The organism is Rhizobium sp. YAF28, assembly GCF_052113285.1.
In the GTDB taxonomy this organism is placed as follows: Bacteria; Pseudomonadota; Alphaproteobacteria; order Rhizobiales; family Rhizobiaceae; genus Rhizobium.
On sequence record NZ_JBFRCX010000001.1, the window covers coordinates 206,240 to 219,781 of the forward strand.

Genomic DNA, 13,542 nt, shown 5'->3' on the forward strand with positions numbered 1-13,542 from the left:
TTTTAACTAAAATAGTCGCGGGAACATCAGGCAATGACTGGGCAATCCGTTCACTCGTTCGGGATATTCGAGGAAGTAGCTTGCGACGCGGGGATCTATACCTGGGATATCGTCAAGAACCTCGTCTTTGCAGACAGCGCGCTCGCCGAACTTTTCGGCCTCGATGCTGCCGCCACCGTGCGCGGCCTGCCGCTGGAAGACTACCTTGCACGCGTCCATCCCGATGACCGGCCGGAACTGGCAAAGAAGATCTCAGAAGTGCTCGTTGCCGATATCGCACAGCAGAATACCTACCGTGTCTGGGGCAGGGACGGGCGGTACCGGATGGTCGCCGCCTTCGGCCGAGCCTTTCGCGATCAGAGCGGATCACCCATTCTCTATTCCGGCATCGTCGTGCCGGTGGCCGAGCGCGAGCATGACGGATCGCTGGCGCATTAGGCGGCTTTGCCGTCAATCCGCGCTCGACCGATCCCGCGGTTTTGTCACGGGTCGCGGACGAAGCAGATCGTTTCATGCGGCGTGTGCTCGGCCCTTTTTGCGTGTCACCAAAGTCGTTCGCGAGGCGCCAACTTTTGCGATATTTGCGGCAGTTGGAAGTTGGCTGAACCGACAGCCTTGCCGATCGTCGCAATCATCAGGCAGACCGTCCGAAAACCCTAGCGGGGATTCCGAAGGTTAGGCTGCGCCCAGGTTTTAGGACGGTCTGCAGGATTTTTGCGACACATGGAGCGGCCCGAGATCAATATTGGCATCCGCCATGCCGCCTCCCTTCAGCCAGCTGGTCCCGCAAACAATATGAGATTTCCGTCTGGATCTAGGGCAATAAAATTTCGTGCACCCCAAGGCTCTTTCTTGAGCGTCTGATGAAAATGCACTCCAGCGGCCTGGAAATCCAAAAAGAGCTGCTTGATCTCGGCTGCGGTGTCGACGGCGATTGAGGCGGAGAGCAGGTGTTCACGCGTCCGTATATCGCCAACGAACACAGGTTCGCAGATCACCCGCAATGCGAGTCGTGCCTTATCACGAATGACCTGCCCATAGAATGGTGGATCACCATAGACAAAGTCGATGGCAAAGCCGAGTTTGCTGGTGAAGAAATCGCACGACGTTTTGATGTCGGTGACGAACAGTTGTGCAGAGATCGAGCTGAGAACGGGGTGAGGGGTAGGTTTAATTTGAGTGGTCATGGCATCGGCTCCTGATTTGAGCGCCTGCCAGCCTTCGATCCCGTTTTGACGAGCGACCAGTTCTTGCGCGTCACTGAGCTTGAAACTCGCTTCCAGTATCTGATTGTCGTCGAGGTGCTGAAAGCGTGGCAATACAGCCCTGATCTCGGCCGCGACCGGATAATACCGTTCGCGATGCCAACGCAAATACTGCTTGGCCTGCTCCTTGAGGTTTTCGAGGTTCGGCATTGGCGCTACCTATGAAATTCGCAGGCGGGCATTGCCCAGCCGGTCCAATGCCGATGCACCCTGCGTAGCGCGATTTGAGAATAACTAAATTAGGCGGGGATCGTCAAGAACCAGACCGACCGCGCCACAGAACAGGGAGAGTTCTTAAAAACTCGAAATTTCGGCAAATGCGAGCCCGCCTGTCGCGAAACTCAGGCTCGATTAGAGCGACACCTGTTTTCCTGATTCCTGCGACATCCCTGTTCATGACAACCGCAATGACTGCTTTTGGCGCAAGCGGTCGAGACTTTCTGCCGCCGTGAGCAGCCATCGGGATCCTCGATGCCGGGACTGGATGGCAGTCGCGATTGGTTAGACGAATGTCCGGTTGGCCAAACATGTCTTCGGCGCCGACAAAGGTGACTACTACCACATATCAGACGGCCTGCCTCAAAACGAGCAACGAAATTGGCGTCGAGTTGCCGGAGCGCTGCGCAAGTCTTTCGATCACATGCGGCGCTGCCCTCCTTGATCCGGGCACTTGCCGAGGAAGGACTGGGCTGATCAGGCGGCCAGCGTAAATTGACCGCGCATTCGCTGGCCAAGCGTCGCTCGACAGGCGGGTCCGCCTGGCCAGGGAAACGTTACTGATGGGCCGATGCTGAGTTTCTCCTTCCCGGGAAGGAGGTTCTCAGCGTTCGGCCGCGATCCAACTATTCCTTTGCGCTCCACATATGAAATGTCTCGGGTTCGTGTCCGTCCGCAACCGACTCCAGGTAACGCGGCTTCCAGACGTCTCTGATGAACGTTTCCATCTTGGTGGGCAGAGAAGGGCGAACCTCACGCTCACCCTGGAACCGCACCAGGCCATTGTTCAAGGCGTCGGCGGTCAGGGTGTCATCGTGCCATCTCTCCGATGTCCCGAAGCGCTTCAGGAATTCCGCTTCCACATCCTTGCGCGTTCTTTCGATGTACCGGTACTCCACCGGCCGGCCGATCTCCCTGCCGATGATCGCGGCCAATTCATTCATCGAAATATCTTCCGAGCCGACCTCGCGGATCACCCGGTGCTTGCCCGTCGGATTTGTCAGTTCCCTGGCCGCAAGCCATGCGATGTCATCCGTCGCCACCCAGGGCATCTTCAGATCGGGCTTACAGGACCAGGCGATCCGACCATATCTGGCGACTGGCGCCGTCCACGCCAGCACATCCTCCATGAACCAGGCGGCGCGCAGATGGACCAGGTCGATATTGGTAAGTTCGTTCAGCTTCTCATCAAGATGGTAGAAACATTCAAAATGGCCGGTCTCGCCTTTCACGTCCGATCCCATGGCCGACAGGCTCACCGCCAGTTTGACGGGGGAATTGCCAAGCGCATCGACGAAGCGTTGGGCAACCACGGGATAGTGGCCTTGCAGCTTGTTCCAGTCGGTCTTGACCATCAGGAAGGCGGCATCGGCATCCTGAAAGAATTTGTCGAGCTCTCCCGCACCCGTGTCAAAACTTCCGAGGAATGGCTCCGCGCCTATTTCGGCCAGTGCCTCTAGGGCTGAACCGCCCCTCGACAGGGCCTTTACCTGATGTCCTGCGCTCAGCAGCTTTCGGGTGAGTTGGGCGCCGACTCTGCCGGTTGCGCCGACGACAGCAATTCGCATGATAGTCTCCATCGCGTTGTTGATGTCCGCTTGTAGCGAATTGCACTGCACGCGAATTTGGAGATAATGCCATATGATCTCCAAATCAGGCCAATCCGCTAGGACGCTGCGCCCCTGCAGCGTGGACTTCGATCCCGACCCCGACCGGTTGGGTCGCCCGGCGGTCGCCCTGCATGTCGACTTCAGCGACTACCAAGCCGAGGTGCCGCAGCACCAGCACCGGCAGGGGCAGCTCATCCTTGCCTTGCACGGGGCCGTCACCTGCAGGGCCGCAAACGGCCTTTGGATTGTCCCGCCGGACTGCGGGATCTGGATCCCGGGCGGCGTGCCGCACAGCAATCAGGTCACGTCCAACGCTCGCCTGTCCTACCTGTTTGTCGAACCGGATGCTGCGGCCCTGCCGCAGGAATGCTGCACGCTGTCCGTTTCGCCGATGCTGCGCGAGATGATCCTGCGCCTGGCGGATGTACAGGGCAGCTATGCTCCTGATGACCATGTCGGCCGTCTCGTGCGGGTCTTGCTGGAGGAACTGGCGCTGATGCCGAAAGAGGGGCTGGAGCTGCCCGTGTCCAGCCACCCCAAGATCGCCGTGATCGCCGCTGCCCTGACGGCGGAGCCAAGCGACCGCCGCACCCTCGGGGAATGGGCCGCCCATGTCGCCATGAGCGAGCGATCCCTGAAGCGGCTGATGGTTCAGGAAACGGGGCTGACCTTCGGCCGGTGGCGGCGGCAGCTGCACCTGGTCATCGCGCTGCGCGAACTCGCCAGCGGCGCGACGGTCCAGAGGGTGTCGAGCGACCTCGGCTACGAGTCCGTCACCGCCTTCATCGTGATGTTCAAGAAGGCACTCGGGACAACACCAACGCGCTATTTCTCGACGTGACCGACGGGCCTAGCTCGGCAGGCGGTCAGTCTGGCTCAGGAGCGGCTCGCGAGCCTGCTCGTGAAGCCAGGCGCAGAGCTGGCGAGGCGCGAGACGGGGGTCGTCGGCACGCATCAACGCAAAATGCCAGGCCGGCCCGCTCAGGACATAGGGGAAAGGGGCGATGAGGAGGCCCTTTTCCAGGAGCGGGCGAAACAACAAGGGCGACAGAAGCGCGACACCTGCGCCTGCCACCGCTGCATTGGCGTCCAACTCATGCGTGGGGTAATCGACTGCCACAAACCGCAGAGCCTGCGGCATCTCGCATTGAGCGGCCCCGAACCATGCCTGCCAATCCGGATGCGGCAACAGCTCGAAATCGGCGAGCGCCTCCGGCCTGTCCAGGGTCCGCGTTCCGAGCAGAGAGGGCGCCAGCATGGGCGTCACTTCGACCGGCGCGAGCCGGTATTCGTCAAGTCCTTCCCAACCGCCACGACCCGTCCTGATGGCGACGTCAAACGCGCTGGGGTCGCGAATATCGGCGGAGACGTCGACCTCGATCGGCGATCCGCCTGCCGAAGGATAGCGCGCCAGCCGAGGTGCCAGAAACGACAGCTCTCGGCCCATCGCGGGCATTGCGTTATCGAGCGATAGGTCTGCCCGAGAGTTGAAGGAGCCGGTCCATCTCGCGATGAGAGTTGAGCACGGCTACCGGAACGTCCGGCCCATAACGCTCGATTTGCTTCACAAAAAGCGGGGCGTATTTTTTCTCGAAATTCCAGATGTATGACAGGAACTCTCGATCCGGCAGTGGCTCAGGGCACCCCTCAGCCATCGCCGGGCGAACTGAACCATAGAAACGAGATACGCGCTTCAACAGACCAATCAGTGCAACCCATCTCGGCACTCGAACCCACAGAACCAGATCAGTTCGCGGCAATCTCAGGTCGAAGGAAGACGCTCCACTGCCGTCCATGACCCATCGGTCACGTTGGACCATATCCGATATGATTGCTCTTTGCTCGGTACGATCACGCTCCACCCAGCCTGGAAGCCAGCGCACATCCCGGTCGAGTGACTGGAATTCCAGGCGGTGCAAATCCGCGATCTTTGCAGAGAAGGTTGTCTTGCCGCCTCCCGAACATCCAATAACGAGAACACGCTCGACTGTCGCCAAAAGGCTGGCCGCATTCATCAGAGAAACATATCGAGGCATCGAAGCGTCATCTTGTCGAACTTGGACCAATATGTTGGGGATGCCAGTATCCCAGCGACGTAAACCCGCAGAATCGCAGTGGTGCAAGCGCAAAGGTTGCACTCCGCTGAGCCCGGCGTAAAGGCTGCTTGTGGTGCAATGCCGTAGCCCGCGAGGTTCCGGCATGGATACGACCCGTCGATCCGCCGAAACTGCTCAGACCGGTCGAACTTCGGCAAGCCGCTTGACTGCGTACTCGTCCTGCCAGCAGATGGCGGCTTCCCATGCGGCTGACGCTTGCGCGGCGATGTCATGCGCGCCGTCGTCGAGATCGGCAGCGTTGCCGGGCAGTACCAGGTCAAGGTCAGGGACGTCGACATGTGACTCATCCCAGTCGATCAACGCGACCCGATCCGCGGTCATGCGGACGTTGCCAGGGTTGTTGGGGTTGCCGTGGACGACGCATGTCTGACGCCCGATTAGCCGCGCCCACGCTGCTCGGCATCGAATGACGCCCTCGGGCGGCATCGCGGAAAGGTTGATCCTCGTTCCGGTTTCGGCATGCAGGAGGTCAGTCGACGATCGCCAGCCTGGGCGCTGTGGCCAGCCCCGCGTCAAGCGATGCAGCTCGCGGAGCGTGTCGGCCACGCGACGCCAGTCGGACTGCGTCTCGGGCGGTCCGCCCTCCATGTATTTCATCACCACCAGACCGTTCACGAACAGCCGGCCGTCAGCCGTCGGGATCGGCACTGGAACGGTCATGCCTTCACGGTCGAGGTGTCGGAGTAGCTCGGTTTCCCACGCGAGATCAGCATCGGTCCTGGAGCCGAGGCGACCGACAGCGATCTGCCCGTGGACACGAACGCTCCACACGTCGTTGGCAACTCCACCCGTAAGTGGTTCGATGCGAACCGCATCTTCACCCCATTGCCCGAGTGCTTCCCATCCCATTGGCGGTATCCTTGGCGGCCACAATGAAATTGACGGAAGAAATAGGGAAGGTTTGCGACGCCACGATGTCCTCTGGTGGCGCAATGCGGTCGAGGCTTGAGGGACCACTATGGCCCACGTTAGTGGGTTCAGAGCCGCAGCGCCAACTTGCCGACGCTGGAGCGGCTCTCCAATGCCGCGAGCGCCTTTGGCCCGTCGGTAAGTTCGTAGACGGTTGGCTGGACGGGGGCCAATACGCCTGCGCCGATAAGCGCGAACAGTTCGCCCATGACTGCACCGAACATCTGCGGCGCGGCCCGGATCAGCACCCCCATGTTAAAGCCGATAATGTGGACCTGATGTTTATAGACGAGGTCCCAATTGGTGAGCGGTGCTTCGCCGGCGGGCAGCCCTGTCACCACGACGCGGCCGGTGACGCGTCGCGCGGATGCCAGGCTGGCCTCGAAGGTCTTACCGCCGACCGACTCGATGACCAGATCGGCGCCGGCGTTGCCGGTCAGACGAAGCACTTCGGCGGCGATATCGGCGGTACGGGAGTCGAGGATGTGATCGGCACCTAGGGATTGCACGATCTCGTGCTTCTCCGATGAGGCCGCCGCAATCACCGTTGCGCCGTAGTGCTTGGCGATCTTGACTGCAGCTTGGCCGGTAGCGCCTGCCGCTGCATGGATCAGCACGGTCTCACCCTTCTCGATCTGCCCGAGCAGCTTTAGCGCTGCCACTGCCGTTGGCAAGTTCACGACCAGGCCAAGCGCCTGCTCGTCCGACCATCCCTTGGGTACTGGTACTGCGGCAATCGCCGGAAGCACCATGTAGTCGGCAAAGGCACCATATCCGACCCCGATGACATGAGCGCCAGGCGCCACTGTCGTCACGCCTTCACCCAGAGCCACGACTTCACCCACCCCCTCGAAACCCGCAATGTATGGAGGCTGCGGGCCTGCGCGAAACTTGCCGTAGGCCTGGGAGATGTCGGCCATGTTGACACCACCGGCGGCGACGCGGATGAGGATTTCGCCTCGACCGGCAACCGGCACCGGCGCATCGGTGATCATCCGCAGATCCCGCGGGCCATTTAGGGATGTCTGCTGTAACGCACGCATGAAGGCGGGGACGGTCATGGGACTGGTCCTTGTTCAAGGCTATAGCGAGAATTTTTTGTCGATCGACAAATAAATAAAATGCATGGCGGTTCGACATCCGTCAAGTTATAGTTTGTCGATCGACAAACAAATCGGAGAAGAGATGGCGACGCGTGGCAGGCCACTGACATTTGACCGGGACGTCGCTTTGCGCAGCGCAATGGATCTGTTTTGGGAGCGCGGCTACGAAGGAACCTCCATGAAGGACCTGAGCGAGGCCATGGGAATTGCTTCGGCCAGCATCTATGCGTCCTTCGGAAGCAAGGAAGCCTTGTTCCGCGAAGCCGTGGCCCTCAATGCCGCGACCCAGGGGCAGCCCCCGAGGGTAGCGCTTCGCGAGCAGACCACGGCCTACAAGGCGATACACGCGATGCTGCGCGCCGTGGCCGATACAATCACCATTCCCGGCTCGCCGCGTGGATGCATGCTGGTCCTTGCGGCGCCGACCGGCGCGATAGAAAACCACCCGGTACGCGAATTCCTCGCCGACATTCGCAGGGCGCAATTCGAGGAGATCAGGGAGCGGCTGGTCAGAGGGGTCCACGATGGCGACCTCGCTGTCTCGACTGACAGCCTGACGGCCATCGCTCGCTACTATACCACCGTGATGCACGGTCTCTCGGTGCAGGCGCGCGACGGCGCAAGCCGTGCCGAACTTGAGACAGTCATCACCATGGCAATGGCCGCCTGGAAGACGCTGGCGACGGATGCTCTGGAACGTCAACAACCGAATTAGGCCGCGGGCACAGCAAGGGCACCGGGGAGGGTAGACAGGCCCGCTTTTGGCGCGTTCCTGGCCGATATATTCGTCTGGTGTCGGCCCTAAGCGGTCATAGCTCATCGTCGAAAGATTCGGCTGCTTTGCGCCTCATCTCCGCCATAGAGGCGACCTTTGCCTCCGCCCGGAAGCGGACATCGGGGGTGACAATGCTGGAGGTCATGGTCGCGCCATATCCGGACCTTGCTCACGATGCGACGAAGGTTGCATCTCGGACCCCTTTCCGGGCCTTAAGCCGCTGAGCGCAGCGGGGTCACTCCACCTTCTCGATGTCCCCCGGGACCCAGCTCTTGTTGATGGCCGCTTCGGTCGGGCCGTAGAGCCTGAGGATGGCGAAGTACCCCTTGCCCGGCACGGTCGCGAGCCAGTTGCCGGCCTTGCCCTCGGGTGCTTTGGGGGCGAGGTAAAGCTCCGTGCTGCCGTCAGCGTTTTGCGCCGTCTTGTCCTTTGAACCCAACGATGGGAAAGGCTGCCCATTGGCGAGACCTGAAGCATTCTCAGCCTCGTAGAGCGTCACCGACCAGAAGTTGGCGGCGGGGATGTTGGCGGGCAGGTTCAGGCGGTAGTTGCTATCGCCCGACAAGGGCACGCCTTCGCTATCGGTGAAGCCTATCATGTACTTCGCACCCTTGCCCGGGGTTTGGGACATCATCCCCGGGCTAATCGTGTAGTAGTCGGTGAACATCCAGATTCGGGCATCGAGGGCCAGATATGGATACGCTCCGGCGACATTCTCCCAGGCCGGGTTCATCGACCCACCCGGATTCGCAGGAGTCCCGTCGGCGAAAGGATTAAGCCAGCGGCGGTCTGGATAGACGAGCAACGAGAGACCACCTACCTTGTCGGCAAAGCCGATGACACGGCTCATTTTGTAGCCGGTCTTCGCGGCCCGATCGAGGATCTCGCGTGTGTGCGCATCAGGATCGAACGGCTGGCCCTTGGCGATGCCGATGGCCGCCAGCATGCCGAGCCAATCAGGGCCGGCGAGATTGTCACCCTCCCTGTCCACCAGCAGCTTGAGTTGATCGAAGGCGCTGCCGTCGCTGATCGGCAGCATGTTGACCGGGACGCCGGAGCCATCGGGGAATTCCATCGGCTTGGCGCCAGCCTCGCCGTTAAGCGGATAGATCCTTGTCTTCTCCAGGTGCGCGACGGCGGGTGTCAGATCCTTCGGATCCTTGTAGAACCCACGCAGGAAGATAAAGACGCTGTTGGTGCCTGACCGGTAAGCGTAATAACCGTCCGGCACCGCTCCCGTGTAGCCGGGTGGCAACAGGAGGAACTTGCCCCCTTGCCGCCATCCGGTCCAAACAGACCGACGTCACCAAAGAACTTGCCGCCATCCACCGGAATGGGGCGCTGCCAGTAATCCAGCAGGATGCCTTGCAACTCAGACGGCGCTTCCATCACCAGCGGACCATCCTTGCCCAGGTCAACGTAGCTCATGGCGTAGAGGACGTCGGAGTTGGGGGTAGTCACCAGGGTCTTGGCGTCGAGCCGCTTTTTCCAGATCGGCAGGACGTTGTAGCCGGCGCCGAATGTCTTTTCCGACCCGACCTGCATGCCGAGGGTGTTGATCAACGGGAGCGCCCAGAGATAGGTCTGCGTCGCCCGTTGGAAGAGCAGTTCGTCGCGCAAGGTCTGCGCTGTCTCTTTTGTGGGCCGGCCTTCCGCGAACGGGAGGTTGGCCAACTTATCGAAGGAGGTCTCCTGGGCGAAAGCCTGCGTAGCGAGGCCGTTCATCGCCATACCGCCAACCAGCGCGGCGACGAGAAGGTTGAGTGGGCGAATCTTTGTCACTGTCATGACCCTCCGCGTTGTTTGGGGTTTCAGTTCGCCACCGTGACGGTCGGGGGCTGCCAGGTGCCGTCGAGAATCGCCTGCTCGGCCCAATAGGCGCGGATGTAGAGCGAGAACGTCCCTTCGGGCGCGGGCAGCCAGTTGCTTTCCTTGTCCGCGCCCGGCGACTTGGCGCTGGCGTAAAGCGTCAGCGAGCCGTCCGCGTTGTATCTGATGGTCTTGTTCTTCGTGCCCAATGAATAGCGCCTTAGTGGATTTGGGTTGAAGAAGTGGACATCGTTGTACAAGGTCAACGACCAGAACCCCTTGACCGGTGGCGTCTGACCCTTGGCAAATGTGATCGTATAATTGTTCTGTCCGTTGAGTTGTGCACCCTTGTTGTCGTTGTCCGTGTAGATGTATTTGGTTTCCTCAGGCCGGTTGTCGTACATGTTCGACTTGGAGGTGCCCGTGCGATTGACGTAGTCGGTCCCCCACTCCGCGTTGTTCACCGGCGAATTCCAACCATTGCCGGCAGGGCGGCCGTTATTGGCCCACTTAAAGAACGGTGAGATCAGTTCACCCTCGGCGGCGACAGCAGTTTCCACAAGCGTCTTCTTTATCGCAGGATCCTTGGCGGCTGCGTCCAGCACGCTACCGATCCAGGTGTAGAGGGCTTCCTCGCCCGGCATCGGCGGCACTTGTTTCATCACCTCAGGTAACTCGTCGAAGAAGGTGTTCGGGTTTACCCACTTGGTCTCACCTTTGCCGGTGGATTTCGGTGCCGGGAAATGCGGAAGCTTGCTCCAATCCTTGATCTTCATCTTCCCGTCGAACTCCGACAACGGGTAGTAGACGACCTGGCTGAGCAATGGCTGGACGGCTTTTTGATCCTCCGCGCTGTCATCAATGAAGATGCGCGGAATGACAAAGGCAAGCGACGTGGAGGAGCGCACCACCGCCGTGATGCCGGCTGGCGTTTCGCCCCTCCATTCTGGGCCGACCATCAGGTAGAAGCCGGGCTTGGTGCCGTATTGCTTGCCGATCTCGGAAAACTCGTCGGTGCGCGCGTCATAGTGCGCATAGACCCAGAAACGATCGCCAAAATCCGGTACCTGGAAGACGATGGGCTCCTTGTCCAGTGTCATCCAGCCGGCACCATACGCGACATCCTGGTTTGGACAGGCGATGATCGTCTGGTCCGGGCTGATGTACCCGGTCAGCATTGAGTTCCCGTTGAACGCGATCGGAACCACTCCGCCTATCAAGCCTGGTTCGGGCGCCTTGGAAAAGGCGATGGAGCGGTTGACCGAATTGACCAGTGGCCAGCCCCACAGGTAGGCCATCCGCCCCACCGATTGCACGTAGGCCGTGGTCATGGCTGTGCCGCTCGGCGGACCGGGCACTTCGGCGGCTGTAGTGGGGATCGGGACCTGCTGCGCATAGGCCAAGATTGGCACCATCGAAAAGCTCAATGCGAGCGCGGAAGCGACGACGGATGATTTCATGCGGCTCATGATGGTCTCTCCCAGCGGGCTCGTGATGGTCTCTCCTAGCCCGTGATGGTAGTCCCAACTGGACCCTGGCGATATTGCCCTTTGGGGAACGGTGATCTTGACCCAGACGCCAGCCACACGTGGAAGTTAGAAGACGCCTACGCCGTTAGCCAGTTCCAGCGCAGTAAATGTCGTTGCGAGGAAGGGTTGAGCCCGGATGGGAGGTAGAAAATCTGACCAACGCCGATGACCGTTTTGCGCGTCATCTGAGGACGTCGAGGTGCGATGCCGGCAACATCTCAGTTGGGTCACACCGCGACGATGCGCACGTCAACCTGAACGCCCGCTGATGAAGATTCGCAGCCCGAAGCTGACGGTCGGCTTGCGGCCCCTAAGCGGATGTAGCGGTTAACCACCACAAGCCTTCTCGGAAAGGCGCTCCAACCGTCAGCGGCATGACACCCCCCGGCGGTCACGCTACCGGGAAAAGATATTCGTCCCGGCGCGGTTTCGGAAAACTCTTGTTGATGCGCTTGGCGTCGGGAGGCCCGGCGTCACTGGTGCAGACGCAGACCTCGAGGAACAGCCGCGCCGATCGCCGCCGCCTCGACGCCGTTACTCTGGCGCGGGCCGGCGCGGATGGCGTCGATCACGGCGCGAAGCGGCGGCGCCATTTGCCGTTGGGCCGGATAGCAGAGGTAGTAGCCGGGGAAGGGGGCGGACCAGGTCTCGAGCAGCGCGACAAGGCGGCCTTCAGCGATGTGGTGCGCGATCAGCTGCTGGCTGGCGAATGCAACACCCACTCCGTCGACCGCCGCCTGCACCCCGAAGTCCTTCATGTTGGAGATCAGCGGGCCGTCGATTGCGACTTCGAACCACTTGCCGTTTTCCATGAACTCCCATTTGTAGGGCGTCTTCTGCCCCGGCCATCGCCAGGCGATGCAGCGATGGGCAAGAAGGTCGCGCGGATGAGCCGGCGTTCCGTGCCGGGCGAGATAGTCGGGCGAGGCGACCACGGTCTGGCGCAGGTCCGGGCCGAGTTTCACCGCAATCAGGTCCTTGTCGATCACCTCCCCGAGACGGATGGCGACGTCATAGCCTTCGGCCACGATGTTGACGACGGCGTCGTCGAGCGTGACGTCGAGCACGACCTGCGGATAGGCATCGCTGAAGTCACGGAGGATCGGTGTCAGGTAGAGGTCCGCGGCTGCCCGGAAGCAGTGCACCCGCACGGTCCCGGCGGGATGGGCGCGGCGCTCGCGGGTCTCGCCCAGCGCCTCCGCCAACTCCTCGACGGCGGGCTGTACCCGCTCGAACAGCTTGGCCCCCGCCTCGGTCAGGGAGACGCTGCGGGTGGTGCGGTTGAACAAGCTGACCCCGAGCTGCTCCTCGAGCCCTCGGACCATCTGGCTGAGCGCCGAGGATGACACGCCGAGGTTCTCGGCCGCCCGGCTGAAGTTCAGCGAACCGGCAACGGCCACGAAGGCGCGGAGCTGGTTGAAGTCTCCGGCGGACGGAAGGGAAGGTTTCATGATCGCCCTCAATTGCTTAGCTCAGCTTACAAGGCTGATTAGTGCGCGCGGACTAAACCTTGCCGCGCCCGTCCTTATACTCAGCTGGACACGAGAGTTGAAGGGAACCACCATGACGTTGCAGAACACGCCCCCGACGGGAAACATAGATGAATTGGTCGCCTTGGCGAAAACCTACTTCGATGCCGCCTACGCGATGGACGCCGACACGTTCGCGACCATCTTCGACCCAGCGGCCTTGGTCACCAGGCGCGGCGATGGCGACAGCGTGGTGGTTACGCCTGTTGCCGCCTGGCTCGATGCGGTCCGGAGCCAGACCTCACCGCAGGATGCCGGCAGCGTGCGCGCCGACCAGATCCTCTCCATCGCCATTGCCCGTGACATGGCGCTGCTCAAGCTCCGCCTGCGGATCCCGCCCCGCGAGGTGACCGACCTGCTGTCGTGCTTTTACCTCAACGGGCGCTGGCAGATCGTCCAGAAGGTGTTCGCCGCCGAGATCCTGGCCTGAAGGATCTGCCATCGATCCTCAACGGTCACAAGCAGAGCCAGATTGGGAAACTCTTACCGTGGAATTGTGCGGTGACATAGCGCGGGCCCAAAGACCACAGTCGGCCGACATGTTCGTCCGGGTTCGGTTCGAAGCGGACTTAGTGCTCCTGCGGGGCACGCGGCGTCAACCGGTGTTTTTGCTGTACACTGGGCCGGCAATCATGCATTCTTATCTAGGGTTGCATGCGTCTTGGGATGGAAGCGCTGCC

Annotated in this window: 11 protein-coding genes and 2 pseudogenes; 4 read left to right on the forward strand and 9 right to left on the reverse strand. The window is 61.1% G+C overall.

Annotated features, from left to right (window positions below; all coding sequences use genetic code 11):
- Positions 1 to 33 precede the first annotated feature (33 nt).
- On the forward strand, positions 34 to 438 hold the full coding sequence (locus AB4Z13_RS01110) for a PAS domain-containing protein (RefSeq protein ID WP_442205532.1): 405 nt from the start codon (positions 34 to 36) through the stop codon (positions 436 to 438).
- Between the two features lie 332 nt (positions 439 to 770).
- Here the strand turns inward: AB4Z13_RS01110 and AB4Z13_RS01115 are convergent, their stop codons facing one another.
- Positions 771 to 1,415 (reverse strand): VOC family protein, encoded by a 645-nt coding sequence (locus AB4Z13_RS01115; protein ID WP_442205533.1) that lies wholly within the window; start codon positions 1,413 to 1,415, stop codon positions 771 to 773.
- 692 nt (positions 1,416 to 2,107) lie between these two features.
- Positions 2,108 to 3,049 (reverse strand): NmrA family NAD(P)-binding protein, encoded by a 942-nt coding sequence (locus AB4Z13_RS01120; RefSeq protein WP_442205897.1) that lies wholly within the window; start codon positions 3,047 to 3,049, stop codon positions 2,108 to 2,110.
- 73 nt (positions 3,050 to 3,122) lie between these two features.
- Between AB4Z13_RS01120 and AB4Z13_RS01125 the strand changes: the two genes are divergently transcribed.
- Positions 3,123 to 3,932: an AraC family transcriptional regulator gene (locus AB4Z13_RS01125; protein ID WP_442205534.1), complete on the forward strand. Its 810-nt coding sequence runs from the start codon at positions 3,123 to 3,125 to the stop codon at positions 3,930 to 3,932.
- 9 nt (positions 3,933 to 3,941) lie between these two features.
- On the opposite strand, the pseudogene AB4Z13_RS01130 reads toward AB4Z13_RS01125, so the two are convergent.
- From AB4Z13_RS01130 to AB4Z13_RS01145, 4 genes and pseudogenes are all read right to left on the reverse strand, one after another.
- Positions 3,942 to 4,520, reverse strand: a pseudogene (locus tag AB4Z13_RS01130) (LysR substrate-binding domain-containing protein); the annotation flags it as partial.
- 31 nt (positions 4,521 to 4,551) lie between these two features.
- Positions 4,552 to 5,127 (reverse strand): AAA family ATPase, encoded by a 576-nt coding sequence (locus AB4Z13_RS01135; protein ID WP_442205535.1) that lies wholly within the window; start codon positions 5,125 to 5,127, stop codon positions 4,552 to 4,554.
- Between the two features lie 195 nt (positions 5,128 to 5,322).
- Positions 5,323 to 6,057, reverse strand: coding sequence for a phosphotransferase enzyme family protein (locus AB4Z13_RS01140; RefSeq protein ID WP_442205536.1), 735 nt, complete (start codon positions 6,055 to 6,057; stop codon positions 5,323 to 5,325).
- A 128-nt stretch (positions 6,058 to 6,185) separates the two neighbouring features.
- Positions 6,186 to 7,112, reverse strand: a complete 927-nt coding sequence (locus AB4Z13_RS01145) for a zinc-binding dehydrogenase (protein WP_442205537.1) — start codon at positions 7,110 to 7,112, stop codon at positions 6,186 to 6,188.
- Positions 7,113 to 7,359: 247 nt separating this feature from the next.
- Between AB4Z13_RS01145 and AB4Z13_RS01150 the strand changes: the two genes are divergently transcribed.
- Complete coding sequence (locus AB4Z13_RS01150) at positions 7,360 to 7,935, forward strand: TetR/AcrR family transcriptional regulator (RefSeq protein WP_442205898.1); 576 nt, start codon at positions 7,360 to 7,362, stop codon at positions 7,933 to 7,935.
- Between the two features lie 295 nt (positions 7,936 to 8,230).
- Here the strand turns inward: AB4Z13_RS01150 and AB4Z13_RS01155 are convergent.
- The 3 genes and pseudogenes from AB4Z13_RS01155 to AB4Z13_RS01165 all read right to left on the reverse strand — a co-directional run bounded on the left by AB4Z13_RS01155 (position 8,231) and on the right by AB4Z13_RS01165 (position 12,784).
- A pseudogene (locus tag AB4Z13_RS01155) lies at positions 8,231 to 9,768 on the reverse strand (DUF1254 domain-containing protein).
- Between the two features lie 38 nt (positions 9,769 to 9,806).
- On the reverse strand, positions 9,807 to 11,273 hold the full coding sequence (locus AB4Z13_RS01160) for a DUF1254 domain-containing protein (RefSeq protein ID WP_442205538.1): 1,467 nt from the start codon (positions 11,271 to 11,273) through the stop codon (positions 9,807 to 9,809).
- Between the two features lie 533 nt (positions 11,274 to 11,806).
- On the reverse strand, positions 11,807 to 12,784 hold the full coding sequence (locus AB4Z13_RS01165; protein ID WP_442205539.1) for a LysR family transcriptional regulator: 978 nt from the start codon (positions 12,782 to 12,784) through the stop codon (positions 11,807 to 11,809).
- Between the two features lie 112 nt (positions 12,785 to 12,896).
- On the opposite strand from AB4Z13_RS01165, the gene AB4Z13_RS01170 reads away from it, so the two are divergent.
- Positions 12,897 to 13,292: a nuclear transport factor 2 family protein gene (locus tag AB4Z13_RS01170; protein ID WP_442205540.1), complete on the forward strand. Its 396-nt coding sequence runs from the start codon at positions 12,897 to 12,899 to the stop codon at positions 13,290 to 13,292.
- The last annotated feature ends 250 nt before the right edge of the window (positions 13,293 to 13,542 follow it).

Bases quoted from the DNA above. Each gene is read 5' to 3' on its own strand.
- AB4Z13_RS01110 (WP_442205532.1), top strand. From the start codon at position 34: ATGACTGGGCAATCCGTTCACTCGTTCGGGATATTCGAGGAAGTAGCT.
- AB4Z13_RS01115 (WP_442205533.1), bottom strand. From the start codon at position 1,415: ATGCCGAACCTCGAAAACCTCAAGGAGCAGGCCAAGCAGTATTTGCGT.
- AB4Z13_RS01120 (WP_442205897.1), bottom strand. From the start codon at position 3,049: ATGCGAATTGCTGTCGTCGGCGCAACCGGCAGAGTCGGCGCCCAACTC.
- AB4Z13_RS01125 (WP_442205534.1), top strand. From the start codon at position 3,123: ATGATCTCCAAATCAGGCCAATCCGCTAGGACGCTGCGCCCCTGCAGC.
- AB4Z13_RS01135 (WP_442205535.1), bottom strand. From the start codon at position 5,127: ATGCCTCGATATGTTTCTCTGATGAATGCGGCCAGCCTTTTGGCGACA.
- AB4Z13_RS01140 (WP_442205536.1), bottom strand. From the start codon at position 6,057: ATGGGATGGGAAGCACTCGGGCAATGGGGTGAAGATGCGGTTCGCATC.
- AB4Z13_RS01145 (WP_442205537.1), bottom strand. From the start codon at position 7,112: ATGATCACCGATGCGCCGGTGCCGGTTGCCGGTCGAGGCGAAATCCTC.
- AB4Z13_RS01150 (WP_442205898.1), top strand. From the start codon at position 7,360: ATGGATCTGTTTTGGGAGCGCGGCTACGAAGGAACCTCCATGAAGGAC.
- AB4Z13_RS01160 (WP_442205538.1), bottom strand. From the start codon at position 11,273: ATGAGCCGCATGAAATCATCCGTCGTCGCTTCCGCGCTCGCATTGAGC.
- AB4Z13_RS01165 (WP_442205539.1), bottom strand. From the start codon at position 12,784: ATGAAACCTTCCCTTCCGTCCGCCGGAGACTTCAACCAGCTCCGCGCC.
- AB4Z13_RS01170 (WP_442205540.1), top strand. From the start codon at position 12,897: ATGACGTTGCAGAACACGCCCCCGACGGGAAACATAGATGAATTGGTC.